Origin of the sequence: Halomonas sp. R57-5 (genome assembly GCF_900070345.1) — a bacterium.
Classification (GTDB): Bacteria; Pseudomonadota; Gammaproteobacteria; order Pseudomonadales; family Halomonadaceae; genus Vreelandella; species Vreelandella ventosae_B.
The window spans coordinates 1667076-1693019 of sequence record NZ_LN813019.1; the positions used below are offsets into that span (position 1 = coordinate 1667076).

Annotated in this window: 23 protein-coding genes and 5 tRNA genes; 12 read left to right on the plus strand and 16 right to left on the minus strand. The window is 55.8% G+C overall.

Annotated features, from left to right (window positions below):
* Positions 1 to 53: 53 nt before the first annotated feature.
* From lnt to miaB, 5 genes are all read right to left on the minus strand, one after another.
* A complete protein-coding gene (lnt, locus tag HALO_RS07500) occupies positions 54 to 1535 on the minus strand; it encodes an apolipoprotein N-acyltransferase (RefSeq protein ID WP_035584556.1) in 1482 nt (493 codons plus the stop codon).
* Between the two features lie 64 nt (positions 1536 to 1599).
* Positions 1600 to 2499, minus strand: a complete 900-nt coding sequence (locus HALO_RS07505) for an HlyC/CorC family transporter (protein WP_050713270.1) — start codon at positions 2497 to 2499, stop codon at positions 1600 to 1602.
* Positions 2500 to 2621: 122 nt separating this feature from the next.
* Positions 2622 to 3098, minus strand: a complete 477-nt coding sequence (gene ybeY / locus HALO_RS07510; RefSeq protein WP_035585681.1) for an rRNA maturation RNase YbeY — start codon at positions 3096 to 3098, stop codon at positions 2622 to 2624.
* 23 nt (positions 3099 to 3121) lie between these two features.
* Positions 3122 to 4201, minus strand: coding sequence for a PhoH family protein (locus tag HALO_RS07515; protein ID WP_050713271.1), 1080 nt, complete (start codon positions 4199 to 4201; stop codon positions 3122 to 3124).
* An 85-nt stretch (positions 4202 to 4286) separates the two neighbouring features.
* A complete protein-coding gene (gene miaB / locus HALO_RS07520) occupies positions 4287 to 5630 on the minus strand; it encodes a tRNA (N6-isopentenyl adenosine(37)-C2)-methylthiotransferase MiaB (RefSeq protein WP_050713272.1) in 1344 nt (447 codons plus the stop codon).
* Positions 5631 to 5828: 198 nt separating this feature from the next.
* Between miaB and HALO_RS07525 the strand changes: the two genes are divergently transcribed.
* The 4 genes from HALO_RS07525 to HALO_RS07540 all read left to right on the plus strand — a co-directional run bounded on the left by HALO_RS07525 (position 5829) and on the right by HALO_RS07540 (position 6700).
* Positions 5829 to 5904: transfer RNA gene (locus HALO_RS07525), tRNA-Asn, on the plus strand.
* A 53-nt stretch (positions 5905 to 5957) separates the two neighbouring features.
* Positions 5958 to 6033: transfer RNA gene (locus HALO_RS07530), tRNA-Asn, on the plus strand.
* A gap of 62 nt (positions 6034 to 6095) precedes the next feature.
* Positions 6096 to 6171 (plus strand) — tRNA-Asn (locus tag HALO_RS07535).
* Positions 6172 to 6334: 163 nt separating this feature from the next.
* Positions 6335 to 6700 (plus strand): metalloregulator ArsR/SmtB family transcription factor, encoded by a 366-nt coding sequence (locus tag HALO_RS07540; RefSeq protein WP_035584546.1) that lies wholly within the window; start codon positions 6335 to 6337, stop codon positions 6698 to 6700.
* 85 nt (positions 6701 to 6785) lie between these two features.
* On the opposite strand, the gene HALO_RS07545 is transcribed toward HALO_RS07540, so the two are convergent.
* A complete protein-coding gene (locus HALO_RS07545; protein WP_035584544.1) occupies positions 6786 to 8897 on the minus strand; it encodes a carboxy terminal-processing peptidase in 2112 nt (703 codons plus the stop codon).
* A 138-nt stretch (positions 8898 to 9035) separates the two neighbouring features.
* On the opposite strand from HALO_RS07545, the gene HALO_RS07550 reads away from it, so the two are divergent.
* On the plus strand, positions 9036 to 10355 hold the full coding sequence (locus HALO_RS07550) for a M18 family aminopeptidase (protein ID WP_050713273.1): 1320 nt from the start codon (positions 9036 to 9038) through the stop codon (positions 10353 to 10355).
* An 89-nt stretch (positions 10356 to 10444) separates the two neighbouring features.
* Here the strand turns inward: HALO_RS07550 and HALO_RS07555 are convergent.
* The 9 genes from HALO_RS07555 to HALO_RS07595 all read right to left on the minus strand — a co-directional run bounded on the left by HALO_RS07555 (position 10445) and on the right by HALO_RS07595 (position 17820).
* Positions 10445 to 10521: transfer RNA gene (locus HALO_RS07555), tRNA-Met, on the minus strand.
* Between the two features lie 76 nt (positions 10522 to 10597).
* Positions 10598 to 11689 (minus strand): redox-regulated ATPase YchF, encoded by a 1092-nt coding sequence (gene ychF, locus HALO_RS07560; RefSeq protein ID WP_035584541.1) that lies wholly within the window; start codon positions 11687 to 11689, stop codon positions 10598 to 10600.
* A 77-nt stretch (positions 11690 to 11766) separates the two neighbouring features.
* Positions 11767 to 12366 (minus strand): aminoacyl-tRNA hydrolase, encoded by a 600-nt coding sequence (pth, locus tag HALO_RS07565; protein WP_035584538.1) that lies wholly within the window; start codon positions 12364 to 12366, stop codon positions 11767 to 11769.
* A 173-nt stretch (positions 12367 to 12539) separates the two neighbouring features.
* Complete coding sequence (locus HALO_RS07570; RefSeq protein ID WP_050713274.1) at positions 12540 to 13181, minus strand: 50S ribosomal protein L25/general stress protein Ctc; 642 nt, start codon at positions 13179 to 13181, stop codon at positions 12540 to 12542.
* A gap of 96 nt (positions 13182 to 13277) precedes the next feature.
* A complete protein-coding gene (locus HALO_RS07575) occupies positions 13278 to 14219 on the minus strand; it encodes a ribose-phosphate pyrophosphokinase (RefSeq protein ID WP_009287569.1) in 942 nt (313 codons plus the stop codon).
* A 58-nt stretch (positions 14220 to 14277) separates the two neighbouring features.
* A tRNA-Gln gene (locus tag HALO_RS07580) sits at positions 14278 to 14352 on the minus strand.
* Positions 14353 to 14467: 115 nt separating this feature from the next.
* Positions 14468 to 15322, minus strand: a complete 855-nt coding sequence (gene ispE, locus HALO_RS07585; RefSeq protein ID WP_035584533.1) for a 4-(cytidine 5'-diphospho)-2-C-methyl-D-erythritol kinase — start codon at positions 15320 to 15322, stop codon at positions 14468 to 14470.
* Between the two features lie 14 nt (positions 15323 to 15336).
* Complete coding sequence (gene lolB, locus HALO_RS07590; protein WP_035584530.1) at positions 15337 to 15996, minus strand: lipoprotein insertase outer membrane protein LolB; 660 nt, start codon at positions 15994 to 15996, stop codon at positions 15337 to 15339.
* Between the two features lie 60 nt (positions 15997 to 16056).
* Positions 16057 to 17820 carry a tetratricopeptide repeat protein gene (locus tag HALO_RS07595; protein WP_172821664.1) on the minus strand — a complete coding sequence of 588 codons (1764 nt, stop codon included), beginning with the start codon at positions 17818 to 17820 and terminating at the stop codon, positions 16057 to 16059.
* 345 nt (positions 17821 to 18165) lie between these two features.
* Between HALO_RS07595 and hemA the strand changes: the two genes are divergently transcribed.
* From hemA to HALO_RS07620, 5 genes are read left to right on the plus strand one after another with little or no spacing between them, the layout of a single operon-like run.
* The gene (gene hemA / locus HALO_RS07600; protein ID WP_035584527.1) at positions 18166 to 19479 is read left to right on the plus strand and encodes a glutamyl-tRNA reductase; all 1314 of its coding nucleotides are present in this window, start codon (positions 18166 to 18168) and stop codon (positions 19477 to 19479) included.
* Positions 19476 to 20564 (plus strand): peptide chain release factor 1, encoded by a 1089-nt coding sequence (prfA, locus tag HALO_RS07605; protein ID WP_050713276.1) that lies wholly within the window; start codon positions 19476 to 19478, stop codon positions 20562 to 20564. The genes hemA and prfA overlap by 4 nt, the downstream gene beginning before the upstream one ends.
* Positions 20564 to 21412 carry a peptide chain release factor N(5)-glutamine methyltransferase gene (gene prmC / locus HALO_RS07610; RefSeq protein WP_035584521.1) on the plus strand — a complete coding sequence of 283 codons (849 nt, stop codon included), beginning with the start codon at positions 20564 to 20566 and terminating at the stop codon, positions 21410 to 21412. Before prfA ends, prmC begins: the two co-directional genes overlap by 1 nt.
* 33 nt (positions 21413 to 21445) lie before the next feature.
* Positions 21446 to 21946, plus strand: coding sequence for an Lrp/AsnC ligand binding domain-containing protein (locus HALO_RS07615; RefSeq protein WP_035584519.1), 501 nt, complete (start codon positions 21446 to 21448; stop codon positions 21944 to 21946).
* 4 nt (positions 21947 to 21950) lie between these two features.
* Complete coding sequence (locus HALO_RS07620; RefSeq protein ID WP_050713277.1) at positions 21951 to 22706, plus strand: HesA/MoeB/ThiF family protein; 756 nt, start codon at positions 21951 to 21953, stop codon at positions 22704 to 22706.
* Positions 22707 to 22722: 16 nt separating this feature from the next.
* Here HALO_RS07620 and HALO_RS07625 read toward each other — a convergent pair whose 3' ends face one another.
* Positions 22723 to 23289: a bactofilin family protein gene (locus HALO_RS07625; RefSeq protein WP_092490820.1), complete on the minus strand. Its 567-nt coding sequence runs from the start codon at positions 23287 to 23289 to the stop codon at positions 22723 to 22725.
* 194 nt (positions 23290 to 23483) lie between these two features.
* Between HALO_RS07625 and HALO_RS07630 the strand changes: the two genes are divergently transcribed.
* Positions 23484 to 24053, plus strand: a complete 570-nt coding sequence (locus HALO_RS07630; RefSeq protein ID WP_050713278.1) for a bactofilin family protein — start codon at positions 23484 to 23486, stop codon at positions 24051 to 24053.
* A gap of 128 nt (positions 24054 to 24181) precedes the next feature.
* The gene (locus HALO_RS07635) at positions 24182 to 25864 is read left to right on the plus strand and encodes a methyl-accepting chemotaxis protein (protein ID WP_035584509.1); all 1683 of its coding nucleotides are present in this window, start codon (positions 24182 to 24184) and stop codon (positions 25862 to 25864) included.
* Positions 25865 to 25944 lie beyond the last annotated feature (80 nt).

Genomic DNA, 25944 nt, shown 5'->3' on the forward strand with positions numbered 1-25944 from the left:
AACAAATGGCCCGCGTCCTACTCAGGRCGCGGGCCATTTTGTACGCGGCTTTATCAGCTTCGCGCCTGACGTGTGCCTCGTGCGGCTACTACGCCCGGTATCAGCATCAAGCCTGCCAGCAACCAAGCAGGCCAACTACCCAAACGGGTGAACGGTGTCAGGCCCTCCATAGCATAGAACTCGCCGGTCAGCGCTGTGGTTTCAAACTGGGGTGCACGTTCAACAATTTGCCCATTAGGGTCGATAATCGCAGTAATCCCGTTACTGGTAGCGCGCACGACATAGCGACCGTTCTCTAACGCCCGAAGCCGTGCCATCTGCAGGTGCTGGTGGGGGCCGATAGATGCGCCAAACCAGGTGTCGTTAGAGACCGTGATAATTACCCCGCTGTCTTGAGCGCGGCGGGCAACCAACTGTGGGTAAATAATCTCGTAGCAGATCGCATTGCCAATATTTATCCCGGCGGCCTGCATCGGTGTTTGTTCTGTTTCACCTTTGGTGAATGTCGACATAGGTAAATCGAAAAAATTAATCGCTCCTCGTAGCACGCTCTCCAGCGGCAGGTACTCGCCAAAGGGCACTAGGTGCTCTTTCTGGTAGCTGCCCTCTACGTCGCCTATGCCAATCACGCTATTGAAGTAGCGTTCTTGTTCGTCGCGCTGAACAATGCCGGTGAGTAGGGCGACGTCGGGCGGCAGGTTAGCTTGCACCCGCTCTAATACCGGGCGGGCCTGAGTCTCCATCATCGGTAGGGCGGTTTCTGGCCATATGATCAGATCGACCTCGTCGGCGACTTCGCGGGTGAGTTCGCTATAAGTATTGGCGGCTTCACGCTGGCCTTCTGGCGTCCACTTAGACAGCTGAGGCAAGTTGCCCTGCAGCAAGGCGACACGGGTGGGGTCGCTGACGGGTGTGGTCCAAAGCTGCGGCAATGCCAGCGGAATTAACCAAATAGCCGCGAGAGGAGCAAGCGCCCACCACTGGCGACGAAGCAATAGCTCAGCGCCAAGCACGCCGCTAAGCGCGACCAGCATCGAAAGCAGGTAGACGCCGCCAACGGGCGCCCAGGCGGCTAGCGGTGAGTCGACATAGCCCGAGCCCAGCAACAGCCAAGGAAAGCCGGTAAACAGATAGGTACGCAGTACCTCGCCCAGTACCCAGGCACCGGCAAAACTGATAAACGCCAGCCGGGCAGAGGTGAAGCGCCGGTATAGCCAGAAGGTGCCGGCAAAAAACAGTGCCAGAACAGTGACAAACAGCGCGGTTAGAAATACCGCTAGCGGTACGCCGGTATAGCCATAGTCGTGGATAGAGACATACACCCAGGAGGTGCCGCTGGCAAATAGCGCCACGCCGTATAGCCACCCTTTAAGAGCCGCCTGGGCGGGGGTTAAGGTATGCAGGCCAACATAGAGCAAACCAATCGCCACCGGGCCTAGCCACCAAAGTTCAAAAGGGGAGGCCGTTAGGGTGGTGAAGCCGCCCGCCACCAGGGCGGCAAGCAGCTGTAACAAAAACGCGGGGGGTAGACCCATAGCGATAAACCTATCGTCGGTAAGGTACGAGGGAGTGGGGGGCGAGCAGCGTGACGCCATGCGCCTAGGCTGGCTTGTTCTCCTGGTCATCATCTTCTTCGTCACCACCACGGGTGTCGCGGTAGGCTTCGAGCAGACGAATGCGCCGGGTGTCGGCATTGAGGATCACAAACCGCCAGCCGCCAAGCACGGTGTGTTCACCACGCCGAGGTAGATGGCCGAACTGCTGCATCACCAGGCCGCCAACGGTATCAAACTCTTCGTCAGAGAACTCGGTGTCAAAGCGTTCATTGAAGTCTTCGATAGGGGTTAGCGCGCGAATGGCAAAGCGGCCATTTTCAATCTCGCGGATATCGTCCTCTTCGTCGGTATCGTGCTCATCTTCGATGTCGCCGACGATCTGTTCAAGAATATCTTCGATGGTGATAATACCAGCGGTACCGCCGTATTCATCCACCACCACCGCCATATGATTATGGGTGTCACGAAACTCTTTGAGCAGGCTGTTAAGGCGTTTTGATTCGGGGATAAACATCGCCGGGCGCAAAATGTCATCGAGTTTGAAGGCGTCACGCTGGGCCTGGGTTTGCGAGAGCAGTGGTAGCAGGTCTTTGACCAGCAGAATGCCTTTAATATCATCCAGGTTTTCACCAATCACCGGGTAGCGGGAGTGGCCGGTTTCCTGAATCAGCGGTAGGTAGCCGTCGCTGGTTTGATCCAGGGCGATGGCTGAAACCTGTGAGCGGGGTATCAGCACTTCACGAACCTGCTGATCGCTGATCTCAAGCGCCCCTTCAATGATCATGATGGCGTCCTGATCCAGCTTTAATTTCCCTGCGGTATGGCGTAAAAACGTCATCAGCTCATCCCGCGAGCTGGKTTCGTCATTATCTCCGGAAAGGGCGCCAAAGAGTTTCTCGAGCCAGGATTTTTGATTGGGGTTGCTCGATCGGTCTTCGCTCATGCGTCAATTCTCTCGTTTGCGGGCAGACAAGTAGCTGTTTTATCACTGAAGCGGGGGATAGTACCAGATTCATTGTTACCTGATTTAACGCAGCCGCTAGCAAATAATAAAGTTGTAGGCGCTTAGACGTCGTCAGAGTAGGGATCCGGGATGTTCAGTTCGGCCAACAGCTCGCGCTCGAACTGCTCCATCTCTTCGGCTTCCTCATCGTCAATATGATCGTAGCCCATTAAATGCAGGATGCCATGCACGACCATATGGGCGTAATGGTGCTCAATCGGCTTGCTTTGCTCGCTGGCTTCTTTGGCCACGACAGCATGACAAATCACCAGGTCGCCCAATAGCGGTAAATCAACACCCGGTGGGCCTTCAAAGGGAAATGACAGCACGTTGGTCGTGCTATCTTTACCGCGATAGTCACGGTTGAGGGTTTGGCTTTCACGCTCATCCACAAAGCGAATCGTCACTTCAAGGCGCTGATCGTCAGGGTGGTGGGCAAACACGCAGCCCACCCAGTGGGTGAGCTGTGCCAAGCTGGGTAGCTGGGGTTCGTTGATGGCCGCCTGACGATCAACGATGACCTCCTTGGCATCGCCCATAGTCGCGTCGTTCAAAGGCACGCTCATCGCGAACTATCCCAGGAACCTTCACGTGCCTGCATGCGTGCGTCACGCTCTTGCTGGCGCGCTTCGCGCTGGGCGCGCTCTTCCACTTCCTGGTTAGATTCGAATATATCGTAGGCTTCGATAATGCGCTGAACCAGGGGGTGGCGTACGACGTCTTTGGCGGCAAAGTGGGTAACGCCAATCCCCGGTGTGTCTTTGAGGACGTCGAGCACCTGTATCAGCCCCGAGCGCTGGCCTTTAGGTAGATCGACCTGAGTGACGTCGCCGGTAATCACCGCGGTGGAGCCAAAACCAATCCGGGTCAGGAACATTTTCATCTGTTCAGGAGTGGTGTTCTGGCTCTCATCCAGAATGATGTACGAGTTATTGAGCGTACGACCGCGCATGTAGGCCAGAGGGGCAATCTCAATCACCTGGCGCTCAATCAGTTTTGCCACTTGTTCAAAACCAATCATTTCGTACAAAGCGTCGTACAGAGGGCGCAGATAAGGATCGATTTTCTGGGCAAGGTCGCCGGGTAGAAAACCGAGCTTTTCACCTGCTTCCACTGCCGGGCGCACCAGCAAGATACGGCGAACTTCCTGCTGGTTAAGGGCTTCTACCGCTGCAGCGACAGCTAAGTAGGTCTTACCCGTGCCCGCAGGGCCAACGCCAAAGTTAATGTCGTGTTCGCGGATGCTGGACACATAGCGCTGCTGGTTGAGGCCACGAGGCTTTATCATGGTGCGCGGTGTGCGCATGATCACTTCATCGCTGCTGCCGGTGCCGTCCTCTTCCTCTTCCAGCGCTTCAAGCCCTGACTCTTGCAGGAATAGGKGCACGGTGTCGGCATCGAGCTCACTCGATGCCGTTTCGCGATAGAGGTGTTCCAACACATTGGCCGCTGCCTTAATGCGGTTGGCGGGGCCCGCCAGTTGAAACACATTGCCCCGATTGCGCAGCGTCACTTCCAGGCGGCTTTCAATCAGCTTTAAATGCTCGTCCTGCTGGCCGCAAAGGCTAGCAAGGCGCTGCGGATCATTGGGTTCAAGGCTTAAGGTGATGATGCGATTGGCCTGAGGTGTTGGCTGGCTCAAGAGTGGGGAACCCCTCGTTAGTGTATGTATCGTTCAGCTTACTGCCCCGCCCGAAGCGGGGCAATGATCTGTGATAAGAGAACGATCAATAGCGCTCGGGTGAGGCAAGCTCACCGCGCAGCGAGTTGGGGAAGGCTTCGGTGATCTCTACATCGACAAAGTAGCCGATCAGCTCGGTGGGGTTGGCAGCGCGGAAGTTAACCACGCGGTTATTTTCGGTGCGCCCTGAGAGCTGGCCGGGGTCTCGCGGCGAAAAGCCGTTAACCAGTACGCGCTGTGTGCTACCTACCATGCGACGGCTAATTTGCGCAGTTTGCTGAATAATCCGCTCTTGTAGAATCGCCAGGCGCTGCTTTTTAACGCTTTCCGGGGTTTCATCCGGCAGGCCAGAGGCAGGGGTGCCGGGGCGTGCGGAATAAAMAAAGCTAAAMGAGTGATCGAAGCCGATCTGATGAATCAGGTTCATCGTCGCCTCAAAATCCTCTTCTGTTTCACCAGGGAAGCCGATGATAAAGTCAGAGGAAAAGCTGATATCCGGGCGGTTCGCGCGGATACGCTCCATCTTCTCAATGTACTCCGCCGCCGTATGGCCCCGCTTCATTGCGTTAAGAATGCGGTCTGAACCTGACTGCACCGGCAGATGCAGGTGGCTTACCAGCTCAGGAATGTCGGCGAAGGCGTCGACTAGGCTGTCAGTAAACTCTACCGGGTGCGAGGTGGTAAAGCGGACACGGTCAATACCGTCAATCGCCGCCACGCAGGCAATCAGCTCAGCCAAGTCGATTTCATCGCCAAGCTGGTTCTCGCCACGGTAGGCGTTGACGTTCTGGCCCAACAGGTTGATCTCACGTACGCCCTGGTCGGAAAGATGGATGACTTCATCCATTACTGCCTCAAAGGGGCGCGAGACCTCTTCGCCGCGGGTATAGGGCACCACGCAGAAGGTGCAGTACTTTGAGCAGCCTTCCATGATTGACACAAACGCCGTTGCACCGTCGGAGGAGGGCTTGGGCAGGTGGTCAAACTTTTCGATTTCAGGAAAGGTGACATCCACCGCTGCAATCTGGTTATTGCCACGGGCATCCAGCATCAAGGGTACGCGGTGCAGGGTTTGCGGCCCGAATACCATATCGACATGGGGCGCCCGTTTGCGAATCGCTTCGCCTTCCTGGCTCGCCACGCAGCCACCAACGCCAATCACTAGGTTCGGGTTGGCGTCCTTAAGTTTTTTCCAGCGTCCCAGCTGATGAAAAACTTTCTCCTGCGCTTTTTCGCGAATCGAGCAGGTGTTTAACAGAATGACATCGGCTTCACGCTCATTATCAGTGAGTTCGAGCTGGTGAGATTCGCCGAGCAGATCCGCCATGCGGGAGGAGTCGTACTCGTTCATTTGGCAGCCGTGCGTTTTGATGAAGAGCTTCTTCGCCATCGGTACCTGTCATCTATGAGTCGTCGGGGGACGAGGATGAATGGAGTATTATCGCGCGGTCGGCAATGGTGATGTCCGAACCGCTATCGTTAGTGGCTGCATTATACGGATTGAAGAAACCAGCGGCTAGCGTTCATCCATAATCGATACTTGACCCTCACGTTTCTATGGGTATACTACGCACCGTGTTTGAGCAGTTCCTCGATAGCTCAGTTGGTAGAGCAAATGACTGTTAATCATTGGGTCGCAGGTTCGAGTCCTGCTCGAGGAGCCAATCACTTGCTGATGTTTATCAGCAGGCTGGCTTCGCTTTAAACACCACAACGTTCCTCGATAGCTCAGTTGGTAGAGCAAATGACTGTTAATCATTGGGTCGCAGGTTCGAGTCCTGCTCGAGGAGCCAAGTTGTGCTGCTAGTGTCTGTTTAGCTGCCTTTTCGACACGTCGTTTTGGGTAGTGCGTTGTTCCTCGATAGCTCAGTTGGTAGAGCAAATGACTGTTAATCATTGGGTCGCAGGTTCGAGTCCTGCTCGAGGAGCCATCTAGTTTTACTCCCTCTCTTTATAATAGTGCCAGTTAGCTAAATGCTAATGGTTTTCCTATTTTGCGCGCTAATTGGAGTTGCCAGCTATTTTGCTTGGCACTTAACGTTAGTCTCTCCAGTGACGTAAACTACGCGGATCATCCATTGGTTTGGGAAGTTCATGGTAGGCAACGTCAACGCGCCCGAGGCGCTGCAAGTATTTAAATGTTTAAGCGATGAGACTCGTTTGATGCTGGTGCTCCTGGTCGCCCAAGAGCAAGAGCTTTGCGTGTGCGAAATGACCCATGCGCTACAGGAGTCGCAGCCTAAAGTATCGCGCCACCTGGCTCAATTGCGCCAGTGTGGGCTGTTAAGTGATCAGCGCGAAGGGCAGTGGGTCTATTACCGGCTTGCTCCCAAGTTACCTGCCTGGGCGCTTGAGATTATTCGCGCGGGTAGCCAGGGCAGTGCCGTTCAGTTGGCAGCGCTCACTAAGCGCTTAACCAAAATGGGCGATCGGCCTGCCCGCCTTGCTGCGCTATGCTGAACCTAAAACAGTTGAAACTAAAACGCCGCCCCCCTGAGAAGGGGGCGGCGCTTTTGAACTCAGCGTATTGTCTAATGGAGTGTCATTAGCGTTTGGCTGCTAGCCGCTGAGTATCTTGCAGGTGGGCGTAGTCAAGTAAGACTTCAGCAGATTCAAGCACGTAGGCACGATCAACTGCTAGTGCTTCGTCCTCTTCGTTTCCAGCCGATGCCTCTGCATCATCTGTCTCTTCCGCGAGCCCCGCGGTGACATCTGTTCGGGCGTCCATCCACTCATCCAACTCTTCTAACCCTAGTGCGCGGCGGCGTTGGTTTTCCAGCGAGAGCTGCTCGGCTTCCTGGGCCTCCATTTCGCGCTTACGCTGTTCGCGATTTAGGCTAACGCTGGTGTGCTGCTCGCGTAACTGACGGGCCAGTGTGGACTGGCGCTCCAGGTAGCGGAAGTTGGGATTATCCTCGGCGCGCGTATCGTGCTGGGTAATCAGTTTGTCCAGCACGGTTTCCGGCTCGCCATAGCGACGGTACTGAACGTCCTGAACGTTGTCCCAGGCGAGCGCATTATCCAGACTGCTTTCGCCAATACGTTCGGGGTCAATCAGCGTCGGGAAGTGAATGTCCGGCTCAACACCACGGTTCTGGGTGCTGTCGCCAGAGATGCGATAGAACTTGGCGCGGGTCAGTTTAATCTGCCCATGGCTCAGTTCGTTCAGGGTTTGCACGGTGCCTTTGCCGAAGGTTTGCGTGCCCAGAACAAGGCCGCGACCGTAGTCTTGAATCGCCCCCGCAAAAATCTCAGAAGCAGAAGCGGAGAGGCGATTGACCAGCACGCCTAGTGGGCCGTCATAGAGCGTACCTGCTTCGCTGTCGCCATAGAGCTGAATACGCCCCTGTGCATCGCGTACCTGTACGGTAGGGCCGCGGTCAATAAACAGGCCAATGAGCGAATTGGCTTCCTGCAGCGCGCCGCCGCCGTTGTTGCGCAGGTCAAGCACGATACCTTCCACGCCCTCTTCTTTAAGGCGCTCGACTTCTTTGGCGACATCGCGGGTAGTACTGCGATACTCCTCTTCACCCGCTTGCCAGGCATCAAAATCGACGTAGAACGTTGGGATGTTAATCACCCCTAGGCGGTGAGGTTCGCCGTTGCGTTCAACTTCAATGACTTCGCTGCTGGCTGCCTGGTCTTCAAGGCTAACGGTATCGCGGGTGATCTCAACTATCTGCGACCGTGTTGTATCCACCGCTTGGGCGGGTACCACATCCAAGCGGACAACCGAGTCTTTGGGGCCGCGAATCAGGTCCACCACGTTGTCCAGGCGCATGCCGACCACATTGACCATCTCGCCCTCTTCCTGGCCCACGGCGATGATTCGGTCAGCGGGTTCCAATACGCCTGCGCGTTCTGCCGGGCCGCCGGGTACTAGGCTGGAGACTTTTACGTACTCGCCATCTGATTGAAGCAGGGCGCCAATGCCTTCAAGAGAGAGGCTCATCTGGATATCAAAGGATTCGCCCTGGCGGGGGGAGAGGTAGCCTGTATGTGGGTCGATGCTGCTAGTGACGGCCGCCATCAGGACGCCAAACACGTCCTCAGATTCGGTTTGCTCCAGCCGCGTCAATTGGCCTTCGTAGCGCTGGCGCAGATTGGTTTCAATCTGTTCGTTATCCAGATCGGTTAAGGCCAGCGTTAAAGCATCGTTTTTGAGCCGTTTGCGCCATAACTCGTCGAGTTCGCTTTGCCGGGATGCCCAGGGGGCCTCCTCACGATCAATCTCTAGGCGCTCGTTGCTATCAAAGTCAAAGTTCAGGCCTTCATCAAGCTGCGCAAGTAGTGACTCAAGGCGCGCTCGCTGTCGGTCACTGAAGCTGTTGTAGAGGTTGAAGGCATCATCCAGCTCGCCATTGAAAAGGGCGTCGGCCATGCTCGTCTCTAAGTGGCGATAAGGCTCGATGTCGCTGCGCAGCAGGTAGGCGCGCTGGCCATCCAGGATGTCCAGATAGCGTTGGAAGGCATCCTGCGACCACGCTTCGTCAAAAGTAATATCAGCATAGTGGCCGTAGCGGAGCGAGTCCGCAATTTCCACTGCCGCCTGGCGTTGTTCATCGGTCGGTTCAAGTTGCGCTAAGGCGGCTGGGCTGGTGATGACCAGCATGACAGCCAGGGCGACCGAACGCGAAAGCGTTGCAAACAAGCTCATCAGTCAAGCTCTCCCGGATTTGTGTACACTCATTCTTCCCTAGACCCGCATATGACCCATGAGTTGCGTAGGTCGAGGGAGTATTGTAGCAGGTCACTTGCACTATGAGACTCAATCATTACTGTTATGAGGATTTCCATGTCGGAGACTTTCAACGCTGATCGTTTAACGCGGTTATGCGATTTTCTGCGCCAATCACCAACTCCGTGGCATGCGGCGGGCAATATGGCTGCGCGATTGGAGCAAGCCGGCTTTCAGCGACTGGAAGAGAGGGCTAATTGGCAGCTCACGCCGGGCAAGCGCTACTACGTTACCCGGAATGACTCTGCGATTATTGCGTTTCAACTGCCTGAGTCTGAATTAACCGCGCTGCGTATGATCGGTGCCCACACTGATAGCCCGGGGTTGCATCTAAAGCCTAATGCCACTCAATGCTCAGCGGGTTGGCTGCAATTAGGCGTGCAAGTATACGGCGGTGTTTTATTGGCGCCGTGGTTTGACCGTGACCTGGGGTTGGCTGGGCGGGTGCATGTGCGCCATGCCGACGGCCATCTGGAAAGCGTATTGCTCAATGTCGACCGGGCGATTGCCATGGTGCCGAGCCTGGCGATTCACCTTGATCGGGACGTGAATAGTGGCCGCCCGCTGAATCCGCAGACGCAAATGGCGCCAGTGTTAATGCAGAGCGAAACGGCGACGCTAGCCGAGTTGCTGGCCCAGTGGTTGGAAGAGCAGCACGGCCTGCGGGCAGTGGAAGTGGTTGATTTTGAATTAGGCTTTTACGATGTTCAGTCGCCGTCACTGGTTGGTGTTAAGCAAGAGCTGGTGGCCAGCGCGCGGTTGGATAACCTGCTTTCCTGCTTCATTGGTTTAGAAGCGCTTCTGGATTGCGACGGCAGTCAAGGCGCGTTGCTGGTAGCCAATGACCATGAGGAAGTCGGCAGTGCCAGCGCCTGTGGTGCCCAAGGCCCTTTCTTGGCGGATGTGCTGAGGCGCATTAATGCTCAAGTCGGCGGCAGGGGGAGTGAAATAGGAAGTGAAGAATCGCTCATTCAGCTGATTCAATCGTCGTTGATGATCTCTTGCGATAACGCCCACGCGTTACACCCTAACTTTCGCGATAAGCACGATGAGCGCCATGGCCCGGCGATTAACGGCGGCCCGGTCATCAAGGTGAATGCGAGCCAGCGCTACGCTACCAATAGCGTGACGGGCGCGCTGTTTCGCGATGTATGCCGAGAGGCGGACGTTCCCGTGCAGGCGTTTGTTACCCGGGCGGATATGGGCTGCGGAAGTACGATAGGCCCGATCACCGCTACTGAGTTGGGGGTGCCCACCATTGATGTAGGGGKGCCTCAATGGGCGATGCATTCGATTCGGGAAACCGCTGGCACTCAAGATGTCGAGTATCTAACCCGCGCGCTGGTAGGGTTCTTAAATCGTGCAAAGCTGAACTGATCCCTCTGCCGCACATAAACAAAAAGCCCGCTGACAAGGTCGGCGGGCTTTTCTATGTTCTTAAGTGCGGATGTTCTTAAATACGTCGTTGGTGGCTACGCCCTGATTTGAACAGGGGACCCCATCATTATGAGTGATGTGCTCTAACCAGCTGAGCTACGTAGCCTTTCAACGGGGGCGAATGATACTGATAACCCCGCCTTTCGTCAATGTTTTATTACTGTTCGTATAAGGACTGCCGTTTACACATTAAAACGGAAGTGCACCACATCGCCGTCTTTGACAATGTACTCTTTGCCTTCCAAGCGCCACTTGCCAGCATCTTTAGCGCCCTGCTCGCCGCCTAGCGATACAAAATCCTCATAGGCGACCACTTCGGCGCGGATAAAGCCTTTTTGAAAATCGGTGTGAATCACGCCAGCGGCTTCTGGGGCTGTGGCGCCCTCTTTGACTGTCCAGGCGCGCACTTCTTTAACACCGGCCGTGAAGTAGGTTTGCAGACCCAGCAGTGAGTAGCCCGCGCGAATCACGCGATCAAGGCCTGGCTCATCCATGCCCATCTCGCTTAAAAACATCGAGCGCTCTTCGTCATCCAGCTCGGCGATTTCGGCTTCCAGCTGGTTGCACACGGGCACCACCAGGGCGCCTTCTTCAGCGGCGATTTCATTCACAATATCCAAGTAGGGATTGTTCTCAAAACCGTCTTCGTTGACGTTAGCGATATACATGGTCGGTTTCAGGGTCAAAAAACCGAAGCTTTTCACTTGGCGTTGCTCATCATCGCTTAACCCAAAGCTCCGTAGCGGCAAGCCTTCCGCAACGTGGGGCTGGATACGATCCAGAATGGCCTTGGTAGCTATCGCGTCTTTGTCGCCGCCTTTTACTGAGCGAACCAAGCGCTGGCTAGCTTTTTCGACGGTATCAAGGTCCGCAAGCGCCAACTCTAAATTGATTGTTTCGATATCGGCACGGGGGTCGACCTGGTTGGCTACGTGGATAACGTTGTCGTTATCGAAGCAGCGCACCACATGGGCTATCGCCTGGGTTTCACGAATATTGGCCAGGAATTTATTGCCCAAACCTTCGCCTTTGGAGGCCCCGGCGACCAAGCCGGCAATATCGACGAACTCCATGGTCGTGGGCAGTACTTTTTGCGGCTTGACGATTTCGGCGAGCTTATCAAGTCGCGGATCCGGCATCGGAACGATACCCACGTTCGGCTCAATGGTGCAGAAGGGGAAGTTCTCTGCATCGATGCCTGACTTGGTCAGGGCATTGAATAACGTGGACTTACCGACGTTGGGTAGACCGACGATGCCGCAATTGAAACCCATAAAATGTTCCTGAGAAAATGTTCTTGAAAAGAGGGTGTAAACGTAACCGCCATTCTACGAGATGAGCTAGCTGGCAGCTACCGACTTAACGCGTCGGGTTTTAAGCTGTGTAGTTGATTCATGGCTTTGGCCCAGTCGCCAGCGAGCGCTAAAGGTAGTGTGGCGACGCATTCATCCAGGGCGCGAACGATGGCTTCGTGTTCGCTCTTGCCGGGCCGCCCCAATACATAGTTCGTGACTTGGCGAGCTTCGCCGGGGTGGCCAATGCCAATCCGTGCCCGGTGAAACTGCTTCTCACCGCCTAGGGCGCTGATAATGTCGCGCAGGCCGTTGTGGCCACCGTGCCCGCCGCCGGTTTTGTAGCGTGCTTGGCCGGGGGGGAGGTCGAGCTCGTCGTGGGCGACCAGCAGGTTTTCAGGGGCAAGCTTGAAGAACTGGCTCAAGGCGGCTACCGCGGCACCACTGCGATTCATAAAGGTGGCGGGGTTGAGCAGGTGCAGCTCATGGTCGCCTAGGCGCACCTTTGCGTAGTGGCCGAAAAACTTTTTTTCCGGGCGCAGCTCTGCATGGGCGCTTTGCGCAATAGCGTCTACTAGCCAGAAGCCGGCGTTATGGCGCGTGGCGGCATACTCTGCGCCGGGGTTACCTAATCCAATAATGGCTGTTACCTGGCTCATCTTCCCACCTCGTACAGAATATCCAGAAGACCAACATTACCTAGAAGACGGTTGACGCTGCGCCAGCGACGGCGCTAAAAAAAATCAAGCGCCGAGGCGCTTGATTCTAACATCATCTTCGCATCGCAAGGGTCATGCAGGCATGACCCTATGGGATGTTTAACGGGGAGTGATTACTCGGCGCTGGTGTCTTCTTCACCTTCGCTTTCACCGTCTTCATCTTCTTCAACACGCACTTTTACTTTGGTGATGCTGAGTACTGCATTGTCGTGCTCTTCACCGTGGGACAGGTCAACCGAGGTGACGCCAGCCGGTAGGGTAAGGTCAGACAGGTGCAGCGTAGTGCCGAGTTCTAGTGCACTGATATCGACTTCCAGATAGTCAGGCAGGTCTTTCGGCAAGCAGCTGATGGCAACTTCGTTGGCCAGTACGTGCAGTTCACCACCTTGGTCTTTGATACCAACACACGTCTCTTCGCCCGTCACGTGCAGCGGCACGTTCATGGTGATTTCGTGAGTCGCATCAACGCGCAGGAAGTCGGCGTGGGTCAGCAGCGGCTTGAAGGGGTGACGCTGCAGATCACGAACAACGACTTKCTCTTCTTTGCCTTCGATCATCAGTTTGATGACCGAGGAGAAGAAAGACTCGTCTTCAATCGCTTTGTAGAAAGCGGTTTTTTCTACGGAGATAGACTGCGCGCCTTTCTCGCCACCGTATACAACGGCCGGCACTTGCTGGTTCGCACGACGCAGGCGGCGGCTCGCACCTTTCCCCAGGTCGTTACGAACGCTGGCTTTCAGGATAAAATCAGACATGGAATTGCCTCTTAGTTAAAGTAAGGAATACGCTGCCGACCGCGACCAGACGACAGCGCTTCCGTGGCCCCAAAAGGGGGCTGTATCGTCAGGMGGTTAGTGGAACATCGCGCTGACAGATTCTTCGTTGCTGACCCGGCGAATTGCTTCCGCGATCAGGCCCGCAACGCTCAACTGGCGAATTTTGCCGCTACGACGGGCAACGTCAGATAGCGGGATGGTGTCGGTCACCACCACTTCATCCAGTACGGAGTTGGTAATATTATCGACCGCTGGGCCTGACAAAATCGGGTGTGTCGCATAGGCCACTACGCGTTTGGCACCGTGGTCTTTAAGCGCTTCACCGGCTTTGCACAGCGTGCCTGCGGTATCGATCATATCGTCGACCACAACACAGGTGCGGCCTTCAATCTCGCCGATGATATGCATTACCTGGGCTTGGTTAGCCTGGGGGCGACGCTTATCGATAATGGCGAGATCGGCATTCAGCTGTTTGGCAATAGCACGGGCACGTACAACGCCGCCAACATCAGGGGAAACGACGACAAGGTCGCTGTAATTCTGACGTTCGATATCATCCAGCAGGATGGGCGAGCCGTAGACGTTGTCAACCGGGACATCAAAGAAGCCTTGGATCTGATCCGCGTGTAGATCCATGGTCATCACGCGGTCAACGCCTGCTTTAACCATCATGTCCGCCACTACTTTGGCGGATATCGGCACCCGTGCGGAGCGCACACGGCGATCCTGGCGGGCGTAGCCAAAGTAGGGCAGTACCGCTGTGATGCGAGTTGCCGAGGCGCGACGCAGGGCGTCGACCATCAGAATCAACTCCATCAGATTGTCGTTGGTCGGTGCACAGGTGGATTGCAGGATGAAGACATCCTTACCGCGCACGTTCTCATTGATCTCGACTGCGATTTCGCCGTCGCTGAATTGACCCACCGTAGCGTTACCCATACGGCTGTCTAAGCTCTCGGCAATTTTTTGAGCGAGTGCGGGATTAGCATTCCCGGCGAAAACCATCAATTTTGACACGCGCAGCCACCTTTGCAGTGTTGGGAATCAGGGGTAAAAACGCAGGCCATTGTTGGGTTGGCTGGGGTACCAGGATTCGAACCTGGGAATGCCGCTACCAAAAAGCGGTGCCTTACCACTTGGCGATACCCCAGCAATAACCTAACGCGCTGACCGGGCGCTTTTAACTGCCCAGAGCGGGACTGTAAATAGCCCAGAGCGGGACTATAAACTGCCCAGAGCGGGATTATAAACAGCCCAGAGCGGGATTATAAACAGCCCAGAGCATCATGTAGGGGGGAGGTGTTGAGTCCGCGTGCTACCCATGTCGGCCAGCGTTGCCCCGCTAATTGCGCGGTTGCTTGCGCCGCTTGCTGTGTTTCGAAAGCAGCAAACAGACATGCCCCCGTGCCGGTCAACCGACTGGGTGCGTGCTGCGCGAGCCAGTGAAGGGCTTCCGCCACTGGCGGATAGCGTTCCTTTACGACGGCTTCACAGTCATTGCGCCACCCCGGCGCTCCCCCCTGCAGTGCGCGCGCCATAGTAATGGGGCGGCTGTCACGTGTCAATTGCGGGTCTTGGAACACCGCAGGTGTAGAGACGCTAATCCCAGGGTGAATAATCACAAACCATGGCGTATCTAGTGTTACCGCCGTGAGCTGCTCGCCAACCCCTTCGGCCCAGGCGCTATGGCCGTGTACAAACACCGGCACATCGGCCCCAAGCTCTAGCCCCAGGTGGGCTAATTCGTCAAGCGGTAGATTGAGCTGCCAAAGGTGGTTAAGCCCCACTAACGTGGTGGCGGCGTTGGAGCTACCGCCGCCCAAGCCACCTCCCATAGGCAGCTGCTTTTCAATCGTAAGTGAAGCCCCTAGTGGGGTGCTGCTATGGCGTTGCAATAACTGTGCAGCACGCATGACCAAATTGTCATCGTGGTTAACGCCGCTCACCTCGCTTGTTAGCAGAATCTCCCCGTCATCGCGGGGAGTAAGCGTCAGGTGGTCGCAGAGATCGATAAACTGAAATAGCGTTTGCAACGCGTGGTAGCCGTCTGCACGACGGCCCACGATATGCAGCATGCGGTTAAGCTTGGCCGGTGCGGGAAGCGTTAATGGGGCGTTCATTTAAACGATGCCCCTTACTCGCTTGCTTGCCACTGATTAACCACCAGCGTAATGCGAACGTCGTCGTAGTTCATGACCATGCGGCGCGGTAGCCACAGGTCGTCGACTTTTTCCCAGTCGCGATAGTCAATTTCCCAACCGTCTTGTTTCAGATGGCTGGGAAAGCCCAGTTCATCGGTTTCTAGCTGGTAACTGCTGGTGTTGTCATTGTCGGGCTCACCGGGAAGGCCACGCACCCAATCGGGCATGGCGCTGACGGGTAGAGCCCAGCCTAGTTGCTCTTCCATTAGTGCTTCTGGCGTTTCTGCTTCAAAACGGCCATCGCTATTTGAGAGTGAGAAACGCCCTTCACGGCCCTCAAGCACGTTGCGTCCGCCGCCAAACGGCCCGCTAATCAGCATGCGGAAATAGTAGGGGGTCTGATTCCAATCCAGGTTGGCGCTAATGTTCTCTTGAGAAGTGCGCAAGCCAGCTTTGCCGACCAGTGTCCAGGTATCGAATGCCTCTACATCAGCCTGCTGGCGTTCCCACTGGCCTGCTTGACGACCACTTTCATCCATGGGGCCTTGGGAGGCACACCCTGCGAGTAAGAGTAGCGCGAAACCGGCAAGCCAGAGGCGCGAAGAGTGTCGTGTTAGTGGCCAGCGGCGGGAAGGGGACGTCAGTGTCAACATAAACAGGCTCCATGTTAGGTAGTTACGGCGCAATGCGCTTAAAGAGTGTGGTTCGCAGAGTTAGGGTGTCTCTGGCGGCGTTAGTTCAGGGTAGCGTTCCAGTAGCTCGTCGATCAGCGGATGTTGGCTCGTTCGTTGCGTGATTTGCTGGATCAGTTGGCGCGCCTCGTCGTCACGCCCCAGCGCTTTCAGCACTTCGGCGAGATGCGCGGCAACTTCCTGATCCGGTAGCTGTGAGTAAGCACTTTCAAGCCAGGGTAGCGCTTCTTCAGGCTGTCCCATTCGGAAGTAAACCCAGCCCATGCTGTCAAGTACGGCGGGATTGTCCGGGTCGGCCTCGTAAGCGCGCTCAATCAGCGCAAAGGCTTCTTGTAAACGTCCTGGCAAGTTAAGGTCGGCCAGTGTGTAGCCCAGCGCATTGAGCGCTTCAGCATTGTTAGGTTCAGTGCTCAATATCTGGCGTAAATCCTGCTCCATTCCCGCAATGTCGCCTGCTTCCCAGTGCCGCATGGCGCGCATATAAAGTAGCGATGTGTCATCAGGGGTACGGCTAATTTCACGGTCTAATAGCGCATTAGCGTCCGCAGGCTGATTGATGTCGTCCAGCAATTGAACTTCGAGCATCACCAATTCGGTAAAGTAATTATCAAAGCGCATCCGCTCAATGCGCAGGAAGGCGCGAGCATCCAGCAGGCGGTCTTCCTCAATCAGCATCTGCGCCGCAGCTGCGCGAGCGGGCAAAAATTCACTGCCTTCGCTGACTTGGCGATAATAAAGCAGCGCATTATCGGTATCGCCTTGCGCTTGAGTGATGGCGCCAAGTAGGTAATAGGCTAAATCCGGCACTTCGGGTTGGCCGATTAGCGGCTGCAGCAAGCGTTGCGCTGGTTCAGGGTGCCCCTCTTCCAAATAGAGTTGGGCTAGCGATAAGCGCAGATCCTGATTGCCGCCGTGGCTTGCGAGTAGTGCATCGGTTTGAACTTCAGCGGCACTAATATTGTTAAGGCGAATTTCCGCCTGGGCCAGCAGTAGGATAAAACGTACATCGTCAGGCGCAAGTTCTAGCCCTTGTTGGGCCGCGCGTTGGGCGGTTGAGTAATCCTCAACCTCCAGTGCCAAGCGCGCTTTAACCAGCCATAACGCCGCGGATTCGGGGTCGAGTAACTCGACTTGATCAAGCCGTCGCTGGGCAAGCGTGGTATCGCCCAGGGTAGCCTCGATCAAGGCGGTGCCCAGCAGCACATCGCTGTGGTGCGGCAGTTGGTCAGCATTGGGACGGGCTAAATGCTCGCGCAGCTGCTGAGCGATTAACGTTAGTGGCGCCTCTTCAGCCACGGCGATTTCGGCAAAGGCGGTGACATCGCCGTGGCCGCCAGCTTCAACAATATCAAGGCGCTGCTCAAGGCTGTCGAGCCAATCACCGCGCTGTAGCGAGAAAGCTGCCAGCAGCCGGTTGGGGGTTTCTGCCTGGGGGGCAAGCTCTCGCCAGCGCAGCGCCGAAGCCTCTATTAATGAGGTTTCATTGCCAAAGCGGGCCGCGAAGGTGGCGCGCTCGGCAAGTGCTGGCTCGCGATAGCGCTTCGCCGCGTCCAGGTAGCCCTGGCTTGCGTAGCGGTAATCACCGCGCTGGCCAGCAAGTTCGGCGCCGAGTAGCGTACTGAGCCCAGCGGCATCCAGCCCACGGGTGATCGGCGGTGCATTGCGCATCGGATCATCGGCCCAGGTGCCGAGGGGGCCGTCCTGTGTGCTAGGCGTGGATTGGCAGCCGCTTAGCAGCAGAGCAGCAGAGGCGGCCACGGGTAGCAGCGCCGAATGCCGGAGCATCGCGCCCACTAGTGGGAAGCCCGAACAGTTAAAACCCTTGAATGCAGGGCCTGATAATGTAAAGCGAGGTCGCATGCGTCTCTCGATTAAGTGGCCGAATGCCCAGCATAGCGGCTTGCCTGCCTGCGGCAAAGTGGTGTGGGCCAGATGATAGCCTGCTGTGATAGAATGTTCCTCCTTGAAAAGGTGGTCAGCAAACTTTATGCCTACTTACGACAGCTTACTTGTGGGTTGTGCTGAAACCACACCAAAGACTTGTTTTAGCAAGCTCTAATTGACGGTGTAGCCACTTATCACAACGGTGGTTGCCGAAAAGTCCGACACACTAGCGAAGACGCATAACGCATGACGCTTCTTGCCCTGGGAATAAATCATCGTACCGCCAGCGTGGCCGTGCGTGAGCAGGTAGCTTTTACGCCAACGCAGCTTGAAACTGCGTTGGCTGAATTGCGTAACCTGCCACAAATCAGTGAAGCGGCGGTGCTCTCTACCTGCAACCGCACGGAGCTTTATTGTGTCACGGATGCGGCTGGCGAGCAGGCGGTACTCAACTGGCTCGGACGCTTTCATAACTTACGCGTCGATGAGCTGACGCGCTGTGCCTACCATTATTTAGACAACGATGCGGCGCGCCATTTAATGCGCGTAGCCGTTGGCCTGGACTCTATGGTGTTGGGCGAACCGCAGATTTTGGGCCAGTTGAAGGATGCCTATCAGCAGGCGCGCCAGTCCAAGGGCCTGGGCGGTGAGCTTGAGCGCCTATTCCAGCACACCTTCGCGGTGGCCAAGCAAGTGCGTACTGAAACAGGGATCGGTAAAAACCCTGTTTCAGTGGCCTACGCAGCCGTTAGCATGGCCAGCCGTATTTTTGATGATTTCAGCCGCTCCCGGGCGCTGCTCATTGGTGCCGGCGAAACCATCGAACTGGTCGCTCGGCATTTGCACGAAGCGGGCGTTAGCCAGCTGACCGTTGCCAACCGCACCCGTGAACGTGCCGAGCTGGTAGCAGGCCCCTTTGGGGGAACGGCAATTACCCTGCAAGAAATCCCCGATGCGCTTGAATATGCCGATATCGTCATCTCCTCAACGGCTGCACCGCTACCTATATTAGGTAAAGGTATGGTCGAGCGCGCACTCAAAAAACGCCGCCACCGGCCAGTATTTATGGTTGATATTGCGGTACCTCGGGATATTGAGCCGGAAGTGGGCGAGTTGGCAGATGTTTTTCTCTATACCGTGGACGACTTGGAAGAGGTTATCCAGGAAAATCGTCGTCACCGTCAAGTTGCCGCCGATCAAGCCGAATCGCTGATTGAGCATGGGGTGGGCAGTTGGCAGCACGAACGACGCATCCGCAACGGTGGTGAACTGATTCGCGACTACCGCCAACATGGCGAAGCGTTGCGCGATCTCTCCCGCGATCAGGCTTTGGAGCGGCTGGCGCGGGGTGAAGACCCGGCTAAAGTGATTGAGCGCTTGGCGCACCAGTTGACCAATCGTTTGCTCCACCAGCCCACTCAGGCCATACGCGATGCGGCTTCAGAGGAGCACCATGACTTGCTGAATGCTGCACCGCGCCTGCTGTTGCCCACCAAGCCAGCCTTTGAAACCACGCCCGCGCCCACGGCTAACCGCCAGAAGGATGATACGCCCGCATGAAAGAGACCTTGCGCCAACGCTTAGACAGCTTTACCGAACGCTTTGAAGAGCTGGCGATGCTGCTGTCGGATCCTGAAGTAATCAATAACCAGCAACGCTTTCGCGACTACTCACGGGAATATGCCGAGTTAGAAGAGCTGGTAGCGGCCTGGCAGCGGTATCGTGATATTGAAACCAATATGCACGAAGCCGAGCAGCTTAGCCGCGATAGCGACGCGGATATGCGCGAATTGGCGGAGATGGAGCTAAGCGAAGGACGGGAACGGTTAGCCGAGCTGGATCTCGAGCTGAAGCGTCTACTGGTGCCGAAAGACCCTGACGATGGCCGCGGGGTGTTTCTGGAAGTGCGCGCCGGTACCGGCGGCGACGAGGCGGCTATTTTTGCCGGTGACCTGTTTCGCATGTACTCGCGCTATGCCGAAAAACGCGGTTGGCGGGTCGAGGKGGTGAGCGCCAGCCATGGCGAGCAGGGCGGCTACAAAGAAATTATTTCCCGCGTCAAAGGCGATGGCGTTTACGCCCAGCTAAAATTTGAATCCGGCGCCCACCGCGTACAGCGTGTACCTGCGACCGAATCCCAGGGCCGCATTCACACTTCCGCCTGCACCGTGGCGGTGATGCCTGAAGTCGAAGATGTTGGTGATATCGACATTAACCCTTCGGATCTGCGCGTGGACACCTACCGCTCCAGCGGTGCCGGTGGCCAGCACGTTAACACTACGGACTCTGCGATCCGCATTACCCACCTGCCGACCGGCGTGGTGGTGGAGTGCCAGGAGGAGCGCAGCCAGCATAAAAACCGTGCCAAGGCGATGTCGCTGCTGGCCGCGAAGCTGAAGCGTAACGCCGTCGATAGTCAGCGCCAGACGCAAGCGGACGCACGCCGTTCGCTGGTGGGCTCTGGTGATCGCAGTGAGCGCATCCGCACCTATAACTTCCCCCAGGGGCGGATTACCGATCACCGCATCAATTTAACCCTTTATAAGCTTAACGAGGTGGTTAGCGGCGAGCAGTTGGATGACGTGATTAGCCCACTGATTCACGAGTATCAAGCGGAACAGCTCTCAGCCCTTCAGGACGTTTAATGACCCTTGATGCGCTGTTACAACAGGCTGCCCAACGGTTGCTCGCCGCGGGTTCCTGCTCGCCGCGTGTTGACGCTGAAGTGCTGCTTTGCCACGTGCTTGGACGCGACCGCACTTGGCTATACACCTGGGGCGATAAAGCATGCCCCTTATGGGAGCAGGCCCGTTTTGATGCGCTAATCGCTGCCCGTGTCCAAGGTACCCCGGTCGCCTACCTTACCGGGGAGCGCGAGTTTTGGGGGCTACGCTTAGCGACTTCTCCCGACACCTTGATCCCCCGGCCCGATACCGAAACCCTCGTTGAGCGTGCGCTTGGCTGTGTGACTCAGCCCACAGGCCGAATGCTCGATCTTGGCTCGGGTACTGGCGCCATTGCCCTGGCGTTTGCCAGCGAGCAGCCCGACTGGCAAGTCGTTGGTGTAGATCTGCGCTTTGAGGCGGTGACATTGGCCACCCGTAATGCTCAGGCGCTGGCGATCACCAATGCCCAGTTTTTGCAAAGCGATTGGTTCGATGCTCTGGAAGCGTTTGAAGAGGCAGATAAGTGTTTCGATATTGTCGTCAGTAACCCGCCTTATATTGCCGCCAATGACCCCCATTTAAGCGCAGGCGATGTGCGTTTTGAACCTCGCTCAGCGCTGGTTGCTGACGCCGAAGGCATGGCCGATCTGTTGCACCTGGTGCACGCTGCGCAGCACTATTTAACCGCATCAGGCTGGTTGTTGCTTGAGCACGGCTACAACCAAGCTGATAAGGTGCGCAGTGCGCTTAAAAGCGCTGGCTATCAAAGCGTTGAAAGTATTCGTGACCTGGGGGGGCATGAACGGGTTACCCTGGGGCACCTTTAATAACTGCCTGATTCATCAGTATTGGATCCTGCCATGAAACCAAAAAATAGAACGCTGGACCGTATCGACCTCAAAATCCTGCGCTGCTTGCAGGAAAATGCGCGTATTTCTTACGTCGATTTAGCCTCTGAAGTGGGCTTATCCACAACTCCTTGCCTTGAGCGCGTTAAGCGCTTGGAGAAAGCAGGGATTATTCGTGGCTACCAAGCCATTCTTGATCCACGTGCCTTGAAAGCTAACTTGTTAGTGTTTGTCGAGATCAGCTTAGAGACACAGTCGCCAGCGGTCTTTGATGAGTTTCGCCGTGCCGTCGAGAAGCTGCCGCAGATCCAGGAGTGTCACCTTGTCTCGGGGCAGTTCGACTACATTTTAAAGTGTCGCATTCCCGAAATGGCTGCTTACCGACAGCTGTTGGGCGATGTGGTGTTAACCCTGCCGGGCGTAAAAGAGTCGAAAAGCTACGTGGTGATGGAAGAGGTGAAAGAGAGCTTCAATTTACACATCCCCGCGTACGAGGAATTTGAGGATAAGTAAGCCGATGATGGATGACCAGGCMCTGCTGCGCTATAGCCGCCAGATCATGCTGCCCGAGGTGGATATCGAAGGCCAAGAGCGCCTCCAATCTGCCCATGTGGTGATTATTGGTGCAGGCGGTTTGGGCTCTCCGGCCGCGCTCTATTTAGCCGCCGCTGGGGTAGGGCGCATCACCATCGCTGATGCCGATCAGGTCGAGCTTTCTAACCTTCAGCGTCAAATTGCCCACCACCAGTCCAGTATTGGCTTAAATAAAGCGCTCTCTGCCCAAGCCAGCATGCAGGCACTCAACCCGCACTGCCATGTGATCGCGTTAGCCCAACATGTAGAGGGCGAGTCGCTTGAATGCTTGGTGGCTTCGGCGGATGTAGTGCTGGACTGCACGGATCGTTTCTCAAGCCGCTATGCGGTCAATGCGGCGTCTCAAAAAGCTAGTGTGCCGCTGGTATCGGGTGCGGCGATTCGTTTTTCAGGTCAGTTGGCAGTCTTTGACCCCCGCAATACCAAGTGTCCCTGCTACGCTTGCCTCTATCCGCCCGACGAAAGTGGCGATGAAGCGCTAAGCTGCTCAGAAAGTGGCGTCATGGCGCCACTGGTGGGCTTGATCGGCTGCTTTCAGGCGGKTGAAGCCTTTAAGCTGCTTAGTGGCGCAGGTTCTGCCCATAAAGGCCTCTCTACCTTTGATGGTTTAAGTGGCCAATGGCGGCACTTTCAAGTACCCCGCGATCCCGCTTGCCCTGTGTGCGCTCAGCGCCGCTGATGCTGCTGAAAGCGCCTTAATCGTTAGCTTTTGCTTCTGTTGTGTCATGCTCTGCGGCGTTCGCACTCGTGGTTGAATGCTTCTCGACGGTTGCTTTTGGCGAGGTTTTGGTCATGCTGCCGATGGCATCGCTAAAGGCGCTTTTTAGCACTTCGTTGTCGGGGTTCATATCAATACTGCCGTGGAAAACACTGCCATCTTCCAGCACCAGGCAGGGGGCAACAATAGTGCCTGAAACCTGGGCGCCCTTATGAATGGTTGCGCGGTGGTGTGCCACCAGGTTACCGGTTACCTCGCCTGATATATGCAATGTGTGAGCAAATACATCGCCGTTGATATAGCCATTGGCGCCTAGGGTAACGGTGTGTTGTTTACAGGTGATAATGCCGCTTACGCGTCCCTCTACCGTCAAATCTTCATCGCTATTAATGTCTCCCTCCACTTGGGKATGGCCGCCGATAACGGAGAGGCTTGGTCGTGCACCGCTGGTTGGCGTGTTTGGCGTTGCCGGCGAGCGTGTATCAGGAGGAATGAGCGTCGCGGCCTTGCTTTCATCTGGGGCATTCTTGGCTTTGTTAAACATAAGGTGACTCCTAGTCAATGACGACGGAGCGTCGTTGAAGAAAGTGTGAGAGAGCACTAAATACCTTAATCGGCTTGTGCGTGGCTCAAAGCCTGGAGTTAAGCCAAGTGAATGGGCTTATTCACGCCGCTGCTATATAACAGAGCGAGTATAACGTTAGCTGGGGTAACCACATCTAAAGCGGCAGGAAGGGTATGGGCATTCAAGTATGGTTTATTGTGCTGGGCGTTGGGGTAATGACGCTGATCGTATGGGATGGCAAGCGCCGTAAGCTAAAACAGCGCTCTTTAAGTGCTGCCAGTATAGCGCACCACGCGCCTGCTGCGGCTAGCGCCCCTATACCAGACAAGCCGTTTGAGGCGATATCACACCCTGCAGCGGAAACCTCTACTGTGGCGCCTCCCGACCTAGGGCATATCCGTGGTGGCAGCCGAATTGGATCGGCCACCCATGTTTTAGGCAAAGTGATTGCCGATGAGCCTGTGTTGATTAAGGGGCGTTTAGAGGGAACGCTTATTGCACCCAATCATCCTGTCTCCGTGACTGCCACTGGCCATGTAACGTCTTATATTGAGGGGAATAGTGTCGATATTGACGGACAGATCGTTGGCACACTTAAAGCCAATACTAAGGCCACGCTGCTGGCTCGGGCGCGCATAGTGGGGGTGGTCGAGGCTCCTCGCTTGGAGTGCATGGCGGGTGCTTKGCTCCAAGTGGACGTGGCTCAAAAAACCAGTCGCCAACGCATAGCCATGGTGTCTTAAAAGCTAAGAATGGTGGTGTATCAAACTATGTGTTGTGTCAGCGTCTAGATTCTCCTGTGGCCCTTTAGTTTGTTTTAGTTTGGCCGATATCCTATTGAATAAAATATAAATATTAAGGAATTAACAGAATGAAGCACCTCTCTATTAAATGGAGTCTGACTGCTGCGTTAGCCCTGCTGGTGCTTATGATTGGTTTGATCAGTGGCCTCGGCTTTTATTCCAATCATAATAGCTCGCAGGCGCTTGAAGAACTGGCGGCCACCAATGTACGGCTCGTTAACTTAGCCAACCGCACACAGGTGCATGCACTTAGAGCGCAAACATTTTTAGACCGTTCAGCAAGTTTCAGTACCCAGGGTAACCCCGAGAAAGGTCAGGAGAGCCTTGCTATGGCAGCAGAGGCGGTTGCTGAGGCAGAGGCACGCTTTAATGAGTTTCGTGCCGTGCCAATCAACCCCGAAGGCACGCTGGCACCTCACCGGGATGCTATTGTCAGCGCTTACAATGCCTTTGTGACGGAGGGCATTGCACCATTGCTGGAGGCCGCTCCTTTTCAAATTCAGCGCAGGCAAGAAGAGCTGGGGGCATTAAGCGCCGAGCTGGATCTGGCGATGGGCGGTTTTATCGCTTATACCGAAGAGCGTGGCGCTAGCGTTCTTCAACAGCTCAATCGGCTGGCGACTATTATTGGTGCCATTGCCATTACCCTTTTAGTGATTTCACTGGTGGCAGTGGTCGTGATTCGGTGGGCGATGATGCGTAGCGTTGTCAGGCCCCTTCGACGTGCCAGTGAGCACTTTGGGCGGATTGCCGACGGCGATCTGACAGGCCAGATTGAGGATCGTGGGCATAACGAAATTGGCCAGTTGTTCAGTGGGCTGTCGGCTATGCAGGAGAAGTTGAAACAACTGGTTATAGCGTTGAGAGGTAGTAGCGATCGGGTTTTCAGCGGGGCGGGTGATATCTCTGCGGGAAGTCAGGATCTCTCTTCGCGCACTGAGCAGCAGGCCTCCGCGCTGCAGCAAACCGCCTCCAGCATGGAGGAGATGTCGACAACGGTGAGTAAAAACGCTGAAACGGCTCAAGAGGCGGATCAGCTTTCCGTTGCAGCGTCACAGTCAGCGGAGTCAGGTGGTGAGGAGGTGGAGCGCACGGTGCAACTGATGCGCGAGATTGCGGCCAGTGCAAGCCAGGTAAACGATATTATCGGGGTGATTGACTCCATTGCTTTCCAAACCAATATCCTGGCGCTCAATGCATCGGTCGAAGCCGCACGTGCAGGCGAGCAGGGTCGTGGCTTTGCCGTCGTGGCAAGCGAGGTGCGTACATTGGCAACGCGAAGTGCTGATTCCGCCAAAGAGATTCGTAGCCTGATTGAGCAGACCACCACGAAAATTAATGGGGGCGCTGAACAAGCGGAGCGCAGTGGGCAGACAATTCACCAAACGGTGGATGCGATTCGCCAAGTCACTACTTTAATGAGCGAAATCTCGACTGCGACGCGGGAGCAGAACAGTGGGATTGAGCAGATTAACGCTGCTCTTACCGAAATGGACTCGGTGACTCAGCAAAACGCTGCACTTGTGCAACAAACCAGCACGGCCGCTAGTTCTTTAGAAGAGCAGGCCCGCGAGTTGGCCGATTTGATGGCTACCTTCCGCATTGATGAGAGCGCTGCCAGCACTACTGCGCTGATGCATAAGGGCAATCCCCCAGGGCAAGCAGCAGCTGGCCTACGCATTGAGCCAGCGTCACGCCAACAGGCGAAGCAAAGCAAACAAGAAACCGTCGATGAATGGGATGAGTTCTAGGTCTTAAATAACTAACAACCGCCGATGATAGGTACTCTTATCATCGGCGGCTGTGTGGCCGCTAATACGGCAGTTTCAGC